Origin of the sequence: Bacillus sp. FSL W8-1141, from assembly GCF_038593205.1 — a bacterium.
Taxonomy (GTDB): Bacteria; Bacillota; Bacilli; order Bacillales; family Bacillaceae; genus Bacillus; species Bacillus altitudinis.
On record NZ_CP151973.1, the window covers coordinates 2,907,465 to 2,925,096 of the forward strand.

At 40.7% G+C, this 17,632-nt stretch carries 16 protein-coding genes; 13 read left to right on the forward strand and 3 right to left on the reverse strand.

The window, feature by feature from the left end; genetic code table 11:
* Window positions 1-15 precede the first annotated feature (15 nt).
* Both NSQ52_RS15045 and NSQ52_RS15050 read left to right on the forward strand, forming a co-directional pair.
* Window positions 16-1,191 carry a MalY/PatB family protein gene (locus NSQ52_RS15045; RefSeq protein WP_256688682.1) on the forward strand — a complete coding sequence of 392 codons (1,176 nt, stop codon included), beginning with the start codon at window positions 16-18 and terminating at the stop codon, window positions 1,189-1,191.
* 133 nt (window positions 1,192-1,324) lie between these two features.
* Window positions 1,325-2,617 carry a HAMP domain-containing sensor histidine kinase gene (locus NSQ52_RS15050; RefSeq protein ID WP_008345807.1) on the forward strand — a complete coding sequence of 431 codons (1,293 nt, stop codon included), beginning with the start codon at window positions 1,325-1,327 and terminating at the stop codon, window positions 2,615-2,617.
* On the opposite strand, the gene NSQ52_RS15055 is transcribed toward NSQ52_RS15050, so the two are convergent.
* Complete coding sequence (locus NSQ52_RS15055; protein ID WP_008345810.1) at window positions 2,618-2,794, reverse strand: hypothetical protein; 177 nt, start codon at window positions 2,792-2,794, stop codon at window positions 2,618-2,620.
* A 93-nt stretch (window positions 2,795-2,887) separates the two neighbouring features.
* On the opposite strand from NSQ52_RS15055, the gene NSQ52_RS15060 reads away from it, so the two are divergent.
* On the forward strand, window positions 2,888-3,280 hold the full coding sequence (locus tag NSQ52_RS15060) for a kinase-associated lipoprotein B (RefSeq protein ID WP_039169739.1): 393 nt from the start codon (window positions 2,888-2,890) through the stop codon (window positions 3,278-3,280).
* On the opposite strand, the gene kapD is transcribed toward NSQ52_RS15060, so the two are convergent.
* Window positions 3,277-3,894, reverse strand: coding sequence for a 3'-5' exonuclease KapD (kapD, locus tag NSQ52_RS15065; protein ID WP_025207898.1), 618 nt, complete (start codon window positions 3,892-3,894; stop codon window positions 3,277-3,279). The genes NSQ52_RS15060 and kapD overlap by 4 nt on opposite strands.
* 218 nt (window positions 3,895-4,112) lie before the next feature.
* Here kapD and NSQ52_RS15070 point away from each other — a divergent pair, with 218 nt between their 5' ends.
* The 3 genes from NSQ52_RS15070 to NSQ52_RS15080 all read left to right on the forward strand — a co-directional run bounded on the left by NSQ52_RS15070 (window position 4,113) and on the right by NSQ52_RS15080 (window position 7,730).
* Window positions 4,113-5,291 carry an MFS transporter gene (locus NSQ52_RS15070; RefSeq protein ID WP_220482436.1) on the forward strand — a complete coding sequence of 393 codons (1,179 nt, stop codon included), beginning with the start codon at window positions 4,113-4,115 and terminating at the stop codon, window positions 5,289-5,291.
* A 108-nt stretch (window positions 5,292-5,399) separates the two neighbouring features.
* Window positions 5,400-7,301, forward strand: coding sequence for a transglycosylase domain-containing protein (locus NSQ52_RS15075; protein ID WP_024719722.1), 1,902 nt, complete (start codon window positions 5,400-5,402; stop codon window positions 7,299-7,301).
* Between the two features lie 18 nt (window positions 7,302-7,319).
* Complete coding sequence (locus tag NSQ52_RS15080) at window positions 7,320-7,730, forward strand: thiol-disulfide oxidoreductase DCC family protein (protein WP_017358953.1); 411 nt, start codon at window positions 7,320-7,322, stop codon at window positions 7,728-7,730.
* Between the two features lie 43 nt (window positions 7,731-7,773).
* Here the strand turns inward: NSQ52_RS15080 and NSQ52_RS15085 are convergent, their stop codons facing one another.
* Window positions 7,774-8,331 (reverse strand): YufK family protein, encoded by a 558-nt coding sequence (locus NSQ52_RS15085; protein ID WP_017367952.1) that lies wholly within the window; start codon window positions 8,329-8,331, stop codon window positions 7,774-7,776.
* A 185-nt stretch (window positions 8,332-8,516) separates the two neighbouring features.
* Here NSQ52_RS15085 and malK point away from each other — a divergent pair, with 185 nt between their 5' ends.
* From malK to NSQ52_RS15120, 7 genes are all read left to right on the forward strand, one after another.
* On the forward strand, window positions 8,517-10,118 hold the full coding sequence (gene malK, locus NSQ52_RS15090) for a malate sensor histidine kinase MalK (RefSeq protein WP_058336863.1): 1,602 nt from the start codon (window positions 8,517-8,519) through the stop codon (window positions 10,116-10,118).
* Complete coding sequence (locus tag NSQ52_RS15095; RefSeq protein WP_327872258.1) at window positions 10,111-10,818, forward strand: response regulator; 708 nt, start codon at window positions 10,111-10,113, stop codon at window positions 10,816-10,818. Before malK ends, NSQ52_RS15095 begins: the two co-directional genes overlap by 8 nt.
* A 395-nt stretch (window positions 10,819-11,213) precedes the next feature.
* The gene (locus NSQ52_RS15100; RefSeq protein WP_017358951.1) at window positions 11,214-12,296 is read left to right on the forward strand and encodes a BMP family protein; all 1,083 of its coding nucleotides are present in this window, start codon (window positions 11,214-11,216) and stop codon (window positions 12,294-12,296) included.
* Between the two features lie 159 nt (window positions 12,297-12,455).
* On the forward strand, window positions 12,456-13,991 hold the full coding sequence (locus tag NSQ52_RS15105; protein WP_058213661.1) for an ABC transporter ATP-binding protein: 1,536 nt from the start codon (window positions 12,456-12,458) through the stop codon (window positions 13,989-13,991).
* Window positions 13,984-15,030, forward strand: a complete 1,047-nt coding sequence (locus NSQ52_RS15110; protein ID WP_025207902.1) for an ABC transporter permease — start codon at window positions 13,984-13,986, stop codon at window positions 15,028-15,030. The genes NSQ52_RS15105 and NSQ52_RS15110 overlap by 8 nt, the downstream gene beginning before the upstream one ends.
* Window positions 15,031-15,990: an ABC transporter permease gene (locus NSQ52_RS15115; RefSeq protein ID WP_008345835.1), complete on the forward strand. Its 960-nt coding sequence runs from the start codon at window positions 15,031-15,033 to the stop codon at window positions 15,988-15,990.
* A 179-nt stretch (window positions 15,991-16,169) separates the two neighbouring features.
* Complete coding sequence (locus NSQ52_RS15120) at window positions 16,170-17,507, forward strand: 2-hydroxycarboxylate transporter family protein (protein WP_017367956.1); 1,338 nt, start codon at window positions 16,170-16,172, stop codon at window positions 17,505-17,507.
* Window positions 17,508-17,632: the final 125 nt, after the last annotated feature.

Genomic DNA, 17,632 nt, shown 5'->3' on the forward strand with positions numbered 1-17,632 from the left:
CTAGAGGTGGGTTTCATGAATTTCGACGAACAGATCATACGTAAAGGTTCAAAATCAGTCAAATGGGATCAAGCAGAGTCTTTGTTCCTGACAACAGATGCGCTGCCAATGTGGGTAGCAGATATGGATTTTAAAGCGCCCCAAGTCGTGCTTGATGCTTTAAAAGAACGATTAGATCACGGTGTATTCGGCTATGCATTTCAGGATCAGGAAACGCAGCAAGTAGTAGCTGACTGGCTCAAAAGAAGACACGGTTGGACGATACAAACAGATGCCGTCACCTTCACACCAGGTATCGTGACAGCACTTAGTTTTGCGGTACAAGCCTTTACAGCTCCGAATGATGAAGTGGTCATTCAGTCACCGGTGTATACGCCCTTCTATCAAATGATTGAAAGAAACGGACGTATCGTCTCAACCAATCCTTTAAAAATAGAAAACAACCGTTACATGATGGATTTTGATGATTTAGAGAAAAAATTAAGCAGACCAGAAGCAAAGCTGATGTTTCTTTGTCATCCGCATAATCCTTCAGGGAGAGCTTGGTCAAAAGAGGAATTAAGGCGTGTAGGAGATCTATGTATACAGTACGGTGTCACCGTCGTGTCAGATGAAATTCATTCGGATCTGATGCTTTACGGACAGCCGCATGTGCCTTTTGCCAGCCTTTCTGATGAGATAGCTAACATCACGGTAACGTGTATTGCACCGAGTAAAACATTTAATTTAGCTGGTCTTCAGGCATCTGCCATTATCATTTCTGATGAAGAAAAAAGAACCCTTTTCACCAATGAATTGCAAAGAAATGGATTGTCCAAACTGAATGCCTTTGCGATTCCTGCCATGGAGGCGGCCTATCGCCACGGAGATGAGTGGCTTGATTCACTTGTTCTTTACCTCGAAAATAATATGAAGATCGCAATGGATTATATTGATGAATATCTGCCGAGCATGCGTTATATGAAACCAGATGCTTCTTATCTATTGTGGCTGGATATTCGTGATTATGAGCTCACTCAAGCAGAATTGAAACGTAATCTGCTGAAAAAGGGCAAGGTCATACTAGAGCTCGGAAACGTATATGGGCACGAAGGAGACGGCTTTATTCGAATGAATCTAGGCTGTCCTGCCGGAACAGTAAAAGAAGGTCTGAAGCGCCTTCATCAAGCATTCACTCTATCATCCGAATAAAACCATTTCTATCAAAAGAACATCCTAACGGGTGTTCTTTTTAAAGAAAAAAACCCTCCTATTATCATATCTACTTTGTACATGAAATGGTATAATGAGAGGAATTACAATTATTTACGAGGAGAGCATTTAAATGGAAATGTTCAAGGATTTTCTGCTCCATGTATCTTTTATTCTATTTCCAATCTTTTTATATCATGCACTATGGCTAAGCCGGACCCCTGCTCATTTCCCTAAAACGAATAAACTGCTCATCACCATATTTGCATCCATTTCATCAGCACTATGTATTATGTATCCAGTTGGTTCGATTTTAGATTTGCAGACTGGGCTTCAATCGATTCCCCTTGTACTGGCTATTTTATACGGGGGATATACCGCCGGAATCGTCGCTATCTTAGTTAGTTCAACCGTAAAGTTCGTGATGTATGGCTCTTTTTTATGGGTTGGATTGATTGTTGTACCGATTTACTTTTTCATTCCTTTCCTGCTTTACCGGAAATGGCGCCAATATTCTAAGCAGAGAAAGCTGTTATACGGAGTCCTAATTGCGTTATCAAAAGGGATGTTTATTTACATTGGACTGCTTGTGGTCAGCTTAATTGAGTACAGCCCTGCATTCATTATGCAACAAAAGCTGCTCGAATTATTTTTCTCAACTCTTTACTACATATTCTTTCTTGTGCTGAGTATTTATTCCATTGAGTTTGTGAAAGAGAATGCGCAAATGAGAACACAGCTTGTCCAATCAGAGAAACTGACGATTGTGAGTGAACTTGCAGCAAGTGTCGCCCATGAAGTCCGCAATCCGCTGACGGTGGTGAGAGGATTTATCCAACTGCTCTTTTCAAGTGACAATACGAAAGAGCCGTCAACCAATAAAGATTATAAAAATCTCGTTTTATCTGAACTTGACCGTGCGCAGGATATTATTACGAGCTATCTTGATATTGCGAAACAAAATTATTATCAAATTGAGTCTCTCAATTTATCTAAATTACTTGAAGAGTGTGCATCGCTGATGACATCCTATGCGAATTTTAAGTCGGTCACGATTCATCAATCGATTGAACCAGACTTATACATCCAAGGTGATGAAACGAAAATCAAACAAGTCATGATTAATTTAATCAAAAATGCAATCGAAGCAGCGCCCGAACACGAAGGTAAAATCGAACTGTTTGCTTCAAAAGAAAATCATCGAATCTGCCTTTATTTCGTTGATAACGGTGTAGGCATGTCAGAAAGTCAAATGAAAAAGCTTGGTGAACCCTATTACACATTGAAAAATAAAGGAACAGGGCTTGGGTTGACAGTGACATTTTCCATCATTGAAAATCATCATGGAACGATTCGTTTCAAAAGCTCATTGCAGTCTGGTACAACAGTCACCGTGAAGTTTCCTGAAGATACAAGAAGAAAATGATCAATCCATTTTTTTTGTCCTTTTTTCATCGATCTGCTCCTGCTTCTTAGAAGCACGAACGATCAGACGAAAGCAAATAAATGCAGCAGCAAAGAAAAGCACCGTCGTGATTGCCGCAGGGATATACTCCCTTTTATCTTCAGGAAAATACAGTAGAAAGAATATGATGAACGACATGTTCCGCTCTTCCCCCTTTTGCTCGTTTACTTCACTATATTGGCTAAAAGAAAGGAAATACCTTCTTATGCGAAGGAAATGGAGGAATTTCATATGACAGACATTCAGATTGGACAAATCGTGAAAGGTTTTTACAAAACAGGTGTTTACATTGGGGAAGTGACAGCCGTTAAACCATCTACTTATCTCGTTCAAGTAAAAGCGGTTTTAACACACCCCACTCAAGGTGACCTGCATCATCCAAAAGAAGCGGACGTACCTTTTTTTCAGGAAAGACGGGCTTTGGCCTTTAGGGAACAGATGAACATCCCTCATCATATGGTCAAGCCTTATGATGGCGACATCCCTGATTATCAAGTATCACTGAAAGACGCCGTAGACAAATTGAAAAAAGGGCTCAGTGCGGATGATTCCAAGTGGGCTGAAAAATCAAGAGCGTGCCTCTCTTCTCTTGAAAAAGATTATTTTCCAGAAGACGCCCGCTAATCTGCCGAATCAAAAAAGTGAGAGAAGTCAATGAGTTCACCAATTTTGGTTGTTTGCGGATTTTCCACATAGGATCGATCTTTTTCAAAAAGGGTGAACAGCTGATAAGTGGTCATGGCATCATCGAGTGCTTTATGATGCTTACCAGCTCCTTCACTGCCGTACTCCTTAGCTGCTTTCCGAAGTCCTGTGAGTGTTCTATCACCAAAAAAGGTTTTATATTCAAAAGCCAGATCCCTTTGATTCCCCTTAAAAGGAAAACCAATATGATTGAGCATACAGTTTTGCTTCAGTACCTTCATGTCCATATTTCCCCATGTGATAATCTCACAGTCTTCTCCCCCATCGAGTGACACGAGCTTCTCGATAAACGTCTCAAAAGAAATCCCGCTTTCTACATCCTGCTGCGTAATGCCAAGGAACGATTTACAGCGCTTTGTCAGCTTCGGGAACTTTTTCGGTTTGACATAGCTTGAGAATGTGTCTATGATCGTTTCATTTGATGCTTTAACGACACCGGCCTCAATGATTTCCGGGAAAAAATTTTGCGGATGATATTTCCCATCAGGCATCGTAAATTCAAAATCGACCACAAGCAGCGTCTTCTGTTCCATCAGTCTCACCCCACTTTCTCGTCTGTTTTCCATCCTGCTACTATTATATTAAGACGGACTTTGAAATCACTTCATTTTCGTGAAAATAATGCAGATTCACTATGCCCAACCTATTCATCAGATGAAAGATCGTTTATTTTCCTTTATAATTATTAAGGAACACGAAATAAATAAAGAAGGTGGTCTTTATCACAAACAGGAAGAAAAACTTGTACATCATGTGGTTTGTGAACTTTTTTGTATCTGCCAGCATTACAATGATCGTCCCTTTTTTATCACTTTACATAGAGTCTCTTGATAGCAGTTATTCGAATGAATTTGTTCAAAGATGGAGCGGCTATGTCTTTGGGGTTACGTTTTTAACAGCCTTTCTCATTTCTCCAATTTGGGGACGGATTGGTGACCGGCATGGCTATAAAAAGATTTTGCTCATTAACGGCATTGGGATTGCAACAAGCATTTTATTAATGGGGCTTGTTCAAACCGTTTATCAACTATTTGCGTTACGGCTTTTCATGGGGCTTGTGACAGGCTTTATTTCGACTTCGATGGCACTGATTTCTGCACAGACCGAAAAGGCAACAGCCGGTAAGACCCTTGGTACAATGCAGATGAGTAATGTCGCCGGAGGGTTATTCGGTCCATTAATGGGTGGATTTATGGCAGACAGTGTCGGATTCATTTATACATTTTTCTTAACAGCCGCTGTCATATATGTGTCAGCGATTGTCATTATCTTCGGTGTGAAAGAACAGCCGATCCGTTCAAAAGAAGCAAAACGGGTTTCTTACTCACGGAAGGACGTCCTTGTCCATATTTTCAAACAGCCTTTACTTGTCGTCACCATGCTTCTCACATTCATTACGCAAGTCGGGAACTTTAGTATTCAGCCGCTTTTAGCCTTGTACATTCATGATTTACACGGCCCAGTCAACCTTGCCTTTTATGCAGGGCTGGCGTTTTCTGCAACCGGGCTTGGCAATTTGCTGTTTACACGGAAATGGGGAGATCTTGGAGATCGTATTGGTCACGATAAGGTGCTGCTTGCCCTTCTCATCCTCTCCTCCATTTTATTTATCCCGCAAGCGATGGCAGATTCCTACGGGATGTTAGTCATCTTCCGTTTCTTATACGGGATGGCACTAGGCGGCATCATTCCTTGTACGACGGCCTATATTCGCATCAAAGCGCCTGCCTCTATGCAAGGGGAAGTGCTTGGTTACAATGTCAGCTTCCGCTTTCTTGGAAATGTCGTCGGACCCGTTATAGGCGGCATTGTGGCGAGTCATTACGGAATTCCAGCTGTCTTTTATGTTACCGCCGGCATTTTCCTTTTCGGGGCATTATTTTTATGGGCGGTCCGCTCACAATCAAAGACAAAAGAGAGGAGTGTCTGATCCATCATCAGATACTCTTTTCTTCTGTCTAAATGCCTTGTTTACTAGACTTCACGTCTATTCTTTTCTAAAAATAACCTTCTCGTAATCGCAAAAGAATGGTACGATATGGCTAGAAATCCGAAGAAAGTGAGTGACCTCATGTTTCGTGCAATCATTGGATGGTTATTACTTGTTGCCCTCATTCCATTATTTGTTCTGACTTTTTATCTATCAAAGGAAGAAGCCGCAAGTGTAAAACCTGTTAACGAAGTGCTTGATCAAAAAATCAAGCTGGAAAAGGTAGACTTTTCCCAAAACAGTTATATGTATGATCGAGATGGTTCTCTTATCTCTGAGATCGTATCAAACGATGAGAACCGTGTTTTCGTGAAGTACGATAAAATTCCTGATTCCGTCAAGGAGCTGTTCCTCCGATCAGAGGACCGCAACTTTTATGACCATAAAGGCATTGACTTTATGGGCGTGATTCGTGCCCTTGCCGCAAATGTGAAAAACCATGGCATTAGCCAAGGCGCTAGCACCATCACACAACAGTTATCCCGTAATTTATATTTAAGTCATGAACGTTCATTCAGCCGAAAGTTTACAGAACTGCTCTATTCCTATGAGCTCGAGCGAAAATTTACAAAAGAGGAAATTCTCGAAAGCTATTTAAATACGATTTATTTCAGCAACGGGGTTTACGGTGTCGGTTCTGCGGCTAATTACTATTTTGATAAGCCGCTTAGTTCTTTGACGCTTGCACAGATGGCATTTATTTCTGCGATTCCTAACAACCCTACGCTGTATGACCCATTGAAACAATTCAAACATACAAAGAAACGCCAGGAACGGCTGCTTGGTATTTTAGAAAAAGATGGTGTCATTACAAAGAAGCAATACAAAAAAGCAGTGAAAGAAAAAATCAGCTTGTCCTTAAGTGAAAAGAAAAATCTTTACCCTGACTATGTGACATACGCCAATGAAGAATTTACCGATCTGGTGTCTGATCAGGAAGGCTTTACAAAACGATTGAAAAAAGCCAAAACAGCTGGCGCAAAAAAGGCAATTCAAAAAGAATTATCAGAAAAGGTCAGTGCATTGCTTCAAGATGGTGTGAAGATTTATACAGCACTAGACCCTTCCTTACAACAAAGAGCGGTTTATCAGCTCAATGCACAATTGCCTTATCAAGGTGTGGAAGGCGGTTCAGCAGTCATTAACCACCAAACCCATCAAATTGTCGCACTTGCTGGCGGGAAGAATTATAAAAAGTTTGATTTCAACTACGCCTATCAAGCGCAAAGACAACCAGGTTCCGCCATTAAGCCGCTGTTAGATTATGGCCCTTATATTGATCAAACCGGTGCCACGGCATCAAGCAAAATCAGTGCCGGCAAGTTTTGCAGTAGCGGATATTGCCCGCAAAACTATAATCATAAAACGTATGGAACTGTAACACTTGAAACAGCCTTTAAGAACTCTTACAATACACCAGCGATTCGTATGCTTGATACAGTCGGTGTCAAAAAAGGCTTCAGCTATTTAGAAAAGTTTTCATTCGAACATATTGTCGCAGATGATTACCGCCTCCCTTCTGCACTTGGAGGATTTACAAAAGGCTTCTCGCCGCTAGAAATAACCGATGCATATACCGTGTTTGGCAATCAAGGTGCCTATACGCGAAATCACTCCATTACAAAGGTCACAGACTTAAACGGCAAAACCCTTTACAAGTGGAAAGAGTCGCCGAAGCAAATCTATTCTCAGCGTACAAATGAAACAATGCGCAAGCTGCTTGCCTCTGTTGTGAAAAGTGGAACAGGGAAAAAGGCGAATTTCAATTCTCCTTACATTGGGGGAAAAACAGGCACATCCAATGACTACAAAGACATTTGGTTTGTTGGCCTGACAGATCAATACACAATGGGTGTATGGGTAGGAAGAGATAGAGGAACCGTTGAATCTATTTATAGTTCAAGTCCGCACTTACGTATTTGGAAACAAACTATGCAATACGCTAGATAAACAGGAGGTTTGATTGCGATGCATTCAACACAACCCTCTCACTTCATTTTATTTGACGGTGTCTGCAACGTGTGCAGTGGTGCTGTTCAGTTTATCATCAAGCGCGACCCGAATGAGCGGATGATGTTTGCTTCTTTACAATCAGATACAGGGCAGCGTATTTTAAAAGAAAACGGCTTGCCTTTAGATGAGTTCAATTCATTCATTTATATTGAAAATGGGACCCTTTATATGAAGTCAACAGGCATCTTAAAAGCCGCGCGGCATTTAAAAGGGATATACAGATGGAGCTATTTACTCCTCGCGATCCCTCGACCAATCCGTGACTGGTTTTATCAACTCATTGCAAAGAATCGCTACAAATGGTTTGGTCAAAAAACATCCTGTATGATGCCTACACCTGATATTCAGAAGCGGTTTCTTCCATAAAAAAAGCATCCTCCATCATCGGAGGATGCTTTCTTTCGTCTGATTAAGCTGGCAGACTCGCCATCACACTGTTATAAAGCTTAATAAATAAGTACAAAATGCCGATCAAAAACGTGGCCCAAAACAGCAGATTAAACATCATAAACCCAATTAAATTCAGCATGGAAAGTGATTGATAAATGCGTACCACAACCCAGATAAAATAGACGAGACTTGCTAAAACAAAAAGTCCAACAAGCAAAATGAGCTGCTGCGTCAATAGAAATGCAAGTAAGCTGGCAAACAAATAGACAACCGATGCAATCCGAATTTTCTTTAAGTTCTCCCCTTCAGGGTCCTTTGCAAAAAAGAGCAGCGCCAACTCTAACACCGTATCTGCAATGAGTTTTAAAGCAGATAAAATCATAAAATAAACAAGTGCAAATGCGGCAAATAAAGCAAGACGAATGCCCTGTTCAGAGAAAAATTCCAGCATTCCTTTTAAAATCCCTGCTTGGGTCAAGAAGTCAGTCGTGATACCTACTGTAAAAATAGAAAAGGCAGAGCTGAATAGCAAAATTGAAATCAGCGGAAAATATCCAGTCAAATATGTATTTTTCATAAATAGATCCTTTCTCATAAGCTCATTTTTATTATGGCTCACTTAAAACGGATTGACAAGATGCTTTCCAAGTAAACTGGAATCTAAATCAAATTTGTGATTTTGCACGTACATTCCTTCACAAACTTACATTTTCCCGTTAAAGTATTACTATTACGAAAAAATTGCGCGTTAGGGGTATACTCGTGAAAAAAACTTTAAGACTGCAAACACGGCTGACGATCTTTGTCTGTATTGTTGTCCTGATCTCCCTCTGTATCACATTCTTTACGATCTGGTCAGAAACAGCCAAAAATATTCATCAGCAGGAACGTGATATCGCCCTCTCCACTGCCAAAATGGTCGCAGAGGCTCCGATCACAGCAAAATCATTGGAAAAAGATCAATCATATACAGCACTGCGAAAATATACAACAAGTGTTCAGCGTATTACCAAAACCGAATTCGTTGTCGTCATGGATATGAACGGTATCCGCAAAACACATCCGAATCCGCAAAAGATTGGGAAGCGGTTTGCTGGCGGTGATGAAAAACCGGCATTACAGGGTAAAGAACATATTAGTACCGCATCTGGAACACTTGGCAAGTCCATGCGTGCCTTTGTTCCTGTTTATAACCAAGATGGCAAGCAGCTCGGGGCTGTGGCAGTTGGGATTACATTAAAGGAAATTGATTTAATTATTCATCAAAGCCTGCTCCCGCTCTACTTTGTCACATCGCTAAGCCTTTTATCTGGCATTATCGGTGCACTCATTGTGGCACGTAAAGTAAAGAAGATTATGTTTGGACTAGAGCCAGATGAAATTGCCACATTATTAAAAGAACGAAGCGCTATGCTAGAATCAACAAAAGAAGGCATTCTTGCCGTCGATCAGCACGGTAAAATCAAGCTGGCAAATGCAGAAGCTAAACGTCTTTTTCATAATATGGGCATTATGGTTGACCCTAGAGAACAAGATGTACAGGCCCTTCTTCCTTCAAGCGGCTTAAAGCAAGTAATCGAAACACGGAAACCGCTGCTTGATCGTGATGTCAGAATGAACGGACTGGAGCTGGTCTTTAATGAGGTGCCGATTACGGTAAAAGGGGAAATTGTCGGAGCGATCGCAACCTTCCGTGACAAAACAGAAGTCAAACACCTGGCTGAGCAGCTGAGCGGGGTGAAAATGTATGCCAATGCACTTCGTGCCCAGTCACACGAATTTATGAACAAGCTTCATGTCATTTTAGGATTGGTCCAGCTAAAGAACTATGATGACCTTGGCACCTATATTAAAGATATTGCGATTTATCAGCAGACAGAAACAAATGAAATCATCAACCATGTGAAAAACTCAGTCTTAGCCGGGTTTTTACTAGGAAAACAAAGCTACATCAGAGAACAAGGCGCATCTTTAGAAGTCAATTGCAGTACACAGGTACCAAACTCGGAGGACCCAGCAGTCACACATGACCTTATTACGGTCATCGGTAATCTGTTAAATAACGCACTCGATGCCGTTTCCCATACAGAGAACAAAAATATCTCCATCTCATTCAGATATGTCCAAGAGCAGCTTCATATTGAAATTACAGACACAGGGGTCGGTCTGACAAAAGAAGAACAGGACATTATGTTTGATCAAGGCTTTTCAACAAAAGGAGAAGACAGAGGATTTGGCCTTTATTTTGTTGACCAAAGCATCAAAAAACTGAACGGACATATGATCGTCACAAGCGAAAAAGGAGAAGGAACGACCTTTAGTCTCCGTATTCCATATAAACAAAAGGAGGATTCACATGATTAATGTGTTGATCGTAGAAGATGACCCAATGGTCGGGGAGCTGAATAAACGCTACTTGACCCAAATAGAAGGATTTGAATTAAAAGGGATTGCCACCTCATTTCAGAAGGCACTAGACATCTTAAAATCAGAAATCATTCACCTTGTATTGCTTGATATTTATATGCCTGGACAAAATGGGCTCGCCCTATTATCAGAAATTCGTGAGAAAAATCATTCCGTTGACGTCATCGTCATTTCAGCTGCAAATGAAGTGGATGTCGTACAGCAAACGATGCGAAACGGAGCTGTCGACTATTTAATCAAACCTTTTGAGTTTGAACGCTTCCAATCAGCACTGACAGAATATAAAAGAAAACATGCCCTATACCAAACGATGAACAGCATCTCCCAAAATGATTTAGACGCGAAGCTTTTTCATAAAAAAGCAGAGGCGGAAAAAGTCCTGCTGCCAAAAGGCCTGACGAAGAGCACACTCAAACTCATCTGGACAAGCATTCAATCATTCGGTCAGCAGGCTTTCACGACCGAAGACCTAGCCAATCATACTGAAATCTCCCAAGTTTCGATTAGAAAATATTTGAAATTTCTTGAGGATATCGAAGTGGTTGATGTGGAGATGGCATACGGGACAATCGGCCGCCCTGTTTTCCAATATAAACTGAATACAAGCAACATGAATTTGATTCAGCAATATCTTTAATTTGACACATCTGACCTTTGACAAAGGCCAGATGTTTTTTTATGGCATACGATGTCACAAACCCCTTGATATCAGTGGTTCCACTGTAGTAGAGCACATCATAAAAGCGGCATTATATCATATTTCAGCACATAAAAAGACATCGAATTTAGCCTTTTAACATTTTTTTAAAAATAAAACAAATTTCTATTTATTTATTCGATGGGAAATGATAAATTATGATTGATTAGTTCAACGAGATATAAGTCTGATGTCTTACATCTTCTCTCCTGTTTCCATCAATTTTAAAAGAATGCAGGATAAAATACCCTTTTCACAAGGATAGGAGGAGGCAAGAGTCGGTCTTTTTTCGCGAGACTTTTCTGAAACTTTTAAATTTTATAGGGGGTTATGTTTTGAAGAAGCGCAAAATTGGACTTGCATTGTCCTTAGTCGTAGCAGCAGGAACCATCCTTGGAGCATGCGGCAACTCTGGCTCAAACAGCGGTGAAAACAAAAAAGATAAAGATCAATTCACTGTTGCAATGGTAACTGATGTCGGTGGTGTCGATGACAAATCGTTTAACCAATCTGCTTGGGAAGGTTTACAAGCATTTGGGAAAGACAACAATTTAACAAAAGGTAAAAACGGCTTTGATTACTTACAATCAAAAACGGATGCAGATTATCCAACAAATTTAAATACACTTGTTAGACAAAAATTTAACCTGATTTATGGTATCGGCTATAAAATGGAGAGTGCCATTTCTAAAATAGCTGATCAGCGAAAAGATTCCAAATTTGCAATTGTGGATGCAGTTGTTGATAAGAAGAACGTAGCTAGTATTACATTTAACGAAAACGAAGGGTCATTCCTTGTAGGTGTTGCAGCGGCTCTTTCTACAAAATCAAACAAAATTGGTTTTGTTGGCGGCGTTGATTCTGAATTAATCAGAAAATTCGAAGTTGGTTTCCGTGCAGGCGTTGAAGCAGCTAATCCAAAAGCAAAAGTTGAAGTGAAATATGCTGGTGCATTTGATAAAGCAGACATCGGTAAAGCAACAGCTGAAAGTATGTACAAATCTGGCGTTGACATTATTTATCATGCAGCTGGAGGTACTGGAACGGGTGTCTTTACAGAAGCAACCAATTTAAAAAAGGCAGATCCAAATCGAAATGTTTGGGTCATTGGTGTTGATAAAGACCAGTATGACGAAGGTAAAGTACCTGGAACAAAACAAAGTGTCACTCTTACTTCTATGATTAAGAAAGTAGACACAGCGGTACAAGACTTAACAACAAAAGCAAAAGAAGGTAAATTCCCTGGTGGCGAAGTCATCACGTACGGACTGAAAGAAGGCGGCGTTGACATCTCTCCATCTCAAGAGAATCTTGATAAAGATGTATTGAAGAAAATCGAAGAATGGAAACAAAAAATCATCAAGGGTGAAGTGAAAATCCCTGCAACACGTGATGAACTAAAAGATTTTAAAGCTTAATTTGTGCATCGGGATAAGCGCGTCTTATCCCCTTGCCTCTCCTTTACCTCCTCTTTATTCGTAAAAGGTGGTAAAAGAAAAGCTGCAGCCTTGTTTTGCAGCTTTTCTTTTGCTAGTTTTTATCTTCATCAGCACCCTAAAAAAGGAGCGGTTAAACCTGTGGATTATGTCATTGAAATGTTGAATATACGCAAAGAATTCCCTGGCATTGTAGCAAATGATAACATTACGCTACAGCTAAAAAAGGGCGAAATTCATGCGCTGCTTGGTGAAAACGGCGCTGGAAAATCAACGCTTATGAACGTGCTTTTCGGACTGTATCAGCCTGAAAAAGGTGAAATCAAGGTACACGGAAAACCGGTTACAATCTCAAGTCCAAATGATGCAAGTGATTTAGGCATTGGAATGGTCCATCAGCATTTTATGCTAGTTGATACATTTACTGTGGCTGAAAACATCATTTTAGGAAAAGAGCCAAAGAAATTTGGAAAGATTGACAAAGAACAAGCCATTCAGCAAGTGCAGGAACTTTCTGACCGTTATGGACTGAAAATAGACCCTGCCGCTAAAGTATCTGACATCTCAGTCGGTATGCAGCAGCGAGCAGAAATCTTAAAAACACTATACCGCGGCGCTGACATCTTGATCTTCGACGAACCAACAGCCGTCTTAACACCTCAAGAAATAAAAGAACTCATACAAATTATGAAAAACTTAATCAATGAAGGCAAATCCATTATTTTAATTACCCACAAACTAAAAGAAATTATGGATGCCTGTCATCGCGTGACCATTATCCGAAAAGGGCAAGGTATTCGTACACTTGATGTGGAACACACAAACAAAGACGAGCTTGCCAGCTTAATGGTCGGCCGCGAAGTCTCATTTAAAACAGACAAAAAAGCAGCCTCCCCTGCTGAAGAAGTCTTGCAAATTCAAGATCTCACTGTCAAAGATGCGCGAGGAATTGAAGCTGTGAAACAACTCAATTTATCAGTGAAAGCTGGTGAGATTGTCGGAATTGCGGGTGTAGACGGAAATGGTCAATCTGAATTAATTGAAGCCATTACAGGTCTGAAAAAATCCGAATCTGGCACGATCATGCTAAACGGGAAAGCCATTCAAAATCTCCCGCCTCGTAAGGTCACAGAATCTGGTATCGGACACATTCCTCAAGACCGTCATAAGCACGGACTTGTCCTTGATTTTTCAATTGGAGAAAATATTTCCTTACAAACGTATTATCAGCGTCCATATTCGAAGTTTGGCTTGATGAATATGAAAAATATTTATCAAAAAGCAAAACAAATCATTGCTGAATACGACGTACGGACGCCTAGTGAATATACAGAAGCACGTGCGCTATCAGGGGGTAACCAGCAAAAAGCCATTATTGGCCGTGAAGTGGACCGAAACCCTGATTTATTAATTGCCGCACAGCCGACACGCGGACTTGACGTCGGAGCCATTGAGTTTGTTCATAAGCGTCTGATTGAACAAAGGGATGCAGGCAAAGCCGTTCTGCTCATTTCCTTTGAGCTTGATGAAATTATCAATGTCAGTGATAAGATTGCCGTTATTTTCGAAGGCAGCATTATTGCCATTGTTGATCCAAAAGAAACAACAGAGCAAGAACTTGGTCTGTTAATGGCTGGAAGTACGCAACAGGAAGTGGGGAAAGAAGCAAATGTCTAATCGCTTAACAAATCTGCTGATTCCGCTTATAGCCATTGTACTTGGTCTTTTCGTTGGGGCCATCATTATGCTGGCAAGCGGTTATAGTGTCATCGAAGGTTATAGCGCCCTTTGGAATGGCGTATTCGGTGAAACGTATTATATGGGAGAAACCATCCGACAAGTCACGCCTTATATTTTATCAGGACTTGCTGTTGCCTTTGCATTTCGGACAGGCCTCTTTAATATCGGGGTAGAAGGTCAACTTCTCATTGGCTGGATTGCATCTGTATGGATAGGAACAACCGTCCATGCACCTGCGTATATCCACCTGCCTCTTGCACTGATCACTGCAGCTGCTGCTGGTGCATTATGGGGCTTTATTCCTGGGTTTTTAAAAGCACGTTTTTATGTTCATGAAGTGATTGTCACTATTATGATGAACTACATTGCACTTCATGTGACTAATTTTATTATTACAAATGTTCTTACAGATCATAAAGATAAAACAGATAATATTAATTCGACTGCCTCATTACACTCTGATTTTTTTGAAAAAATCACTGATTTTTCAAGCATGCATAACGGAATCATTGTAGCTGTCCTATCTGCCGTTATTATGTGGATCATTATCCAAAAAACCTCTAAAGGGTTTGAATTGCGTGCTGTTGGTATGAATCAACACGCATCCCAATATGCTGGAATGAATGTGAGAAAAAACATTATATATTCCATGCTCATTTCTGGTGCCTTTGCAGGGCTTGCAGGTGCGATGGAAGGGCTCGGAACCTTTGAATATGCATCAATAAAAGATGCCTTCACTGGCGTTGGTTTTGATGGAATCGCTGTTGCCTTATTAGGCGGAAATACAGCTATTGGTGTCGTCTTAGCGGCATTATTGCTTGGTGGATTGAAAGTCGGTGCTTTAAACATGCCGCTTGAATCTGGCGTACCGACTGAGGTCGTTGATATTGTGATTGCGATCATTATTCTTTTCGTTGCCTCAAGCTATATCATCCGTCTTGTCATTCAACAATTGAAGAAAAAGGGGGGAAAATAAGTGGGATTTCTGCAAATTCTTGAAATCATCGTCCCGGCTACACTTGTATATGCTGCACCACTTATTTTAACCGCTCTTGGAGGCGTCTTTTCAGAAAGATCAGGTGTCGTCAATATCGGTCTTGAAGGTTTGATGGTCGTCGGAGCATTTTCTAGTATTATCTTTAACTTAATGTTTGCTGATACGTTTGGTGCCTTGACCCCGTGGCTCGGTCTTCTTGTTGGTATGGCCATTGGCGGCGTGTTCTCACTCATTCACGCTGTTGCCACTATTACGTTCAGAGCAGATCAAACGGTCAGTGGTGTTGCGATTAACATGCTTGCCCTTGGTGCTACGCTGTTTGTTGTCAAACTGATTTATGGCAAAGCACAAACGGATAAAATTACAGAACCTTTCTATAAAGGAGATATTCCCCTTTTAAGTGACATTCCGATCATTGGTGATATTTTCTTTAAAGATGTGTATTATACGTCCATTCTCGCATTAGTTCTTGCGGTTGTCGCTTGGTTTGTTTTATTTAAAATGCCGTTTGGCTTGCGACTTCGTGCAGTCGGAGAGCATCCAATGGCAGCTGATACAATGGGAATCAAGGTATACCGGATGCGCTATATCGGCGTCTTCATTAGTGGTCTATTTGGCGGTCTTGGCGGAGCTGTGTATGCATCGACCATCGCTCTTGATTTCTCACACGCCACCATTACAGGACAAGGCTTCATTGCGCTAGCCGCCCTTGTTTTCGGGAAATGGCACCCATTTGGCGCTATGGGCGCTGCTTTATTCTTTGGATTTGCACAAAGCTTAAGCATCATTGGCTCTCTGCTTCCGCTGTTTCAAGATATCCCGAACGTGTACATGCTCATTGCACCATATGTGCTGACGATCCTAGCTCTTACTGGCTTCATTGGACGAGCAGACGCACCAAAAGCACTTGGTACCCCTTATTTAAAAGGAAAACGATAAATAAATACCATGTATGATCAATCCCCTGAAGGACAAACTATCTTCAGGGGATTTTTGTATGATAAAAACGACAAAACCCCCGTTTATTTTACTTTTATTACACTTAATTTAGTTTAATAAATAGATGAGTGTCACAGAATCTTCTACAATTGAGACAAATAGCATTTGGGGGTGTTTATGTGGCTAATACACAACAATTGAAATCGATTACAAACGATTCTGACAATAATAAAAGCGTTTTCCGAAAAATTCTTTCTTGGAAAATTGGTGTTATTGATCTACCTGTGTATATAGTGCTTGCAGCGATTATTTTAACTGCCGCTTATTTTAATAAAATTCCAGCAAATATGCTTGGTGGTTTCGCTGTTATTATGATTTTGGGGATTTTCCTAGGAGATGTAGGACAACGTATTCCAATCTTAAAAGATATTGGTGGACCGGCGATTCTTTCTTTATTCGTACCATCGTTCCTGGTCTTTTTTCATGTTCTGAATCCAAACTCGTTGGAAGCGGTTACGTCTCTGATGAAAACGTCGAACTTCCTATACTTCTATATATCTGCTCTTGTAGTAGGTAGTATTCTTGGAATGCAACGAACTGTTTTAGTGCAAGGCCTTATTCGTATGTTTGTTCCTCTTGTTGCAGGTACAATTACAGCTGTAGCTGCTGGAATTCTAGTGGGTCTTCTAGTTGGTTACACACCGCATCATTCGTTCTTCTTTATCATTGTACCGATTATTGCCGGTGGTGTCGGTGAAGGGATATTGCCATTATCAATTGCTTATTCACAAATTCTTGGTGTATCAGCAGAGTCATTAATTTCTCAATTGATTCCGGCTGCTGTCATTGGGAACGTCATTGCCATCATTTGTGCTGGCGCAATGAAAAAGCTTGGTGAAAAACGTCCTGAACTAAACGGGAATGGACGACTTGTTAAATCAAAAGAAGCAAATGAAATCTTTGAACAGCCTGACATGGATACTAAAGTTGACTTCAGCTTAATGGGTGCAGGTGTACTTGTTGCTTGTACAACCTTTATCTTTGGCGGCTTATTAGAAAGTTTTGTTCATATTCCAGGTCCAATCTTAATGATTGTTCTTGCTGCATTAATCAAATACTTAAACGTGATGCCTCAGCATTTGCAAAACGGCTCACAGCAGTTCTACAAGTTTGTATCGAAAAGCTTTACATGGCCTCTAATGGTTGGTTTAGGAATTCTATACATTCCACTTGATGATGTGGCCACTGTTATTTCGATTCCTTTCGTATGTGTATGTATTGCTGTTGTTCTAGGCATGGTTGGTTCTGGTTACTTTGTTGGTAAATTCATGAACATGTATCCAGTTGAATCTGCCATTGTGACTGGTTGTCACAGTGGATTAGGCGGTACTGGTGATGTTGCGATTCTTTCAGCTTCTGGAAGAATGGGCCTTATGCCTTTCGCTCAAGTCTCTACACGTCTTGGCGGAGCAGCAACCGTTATTTGCGCAACAATCTTACTCAGAATGTTTACTTAAAAAAGAAACAAAAAGCATGTCCTTTTCATAAGGGTCATGCTCAGATAATTGACAAAGGGCTAAAATGTACTTTATTTTAGCCCTTTGTCTTCTTTTCAGCGTGATAGAAAACCTTTGCAGTCTAG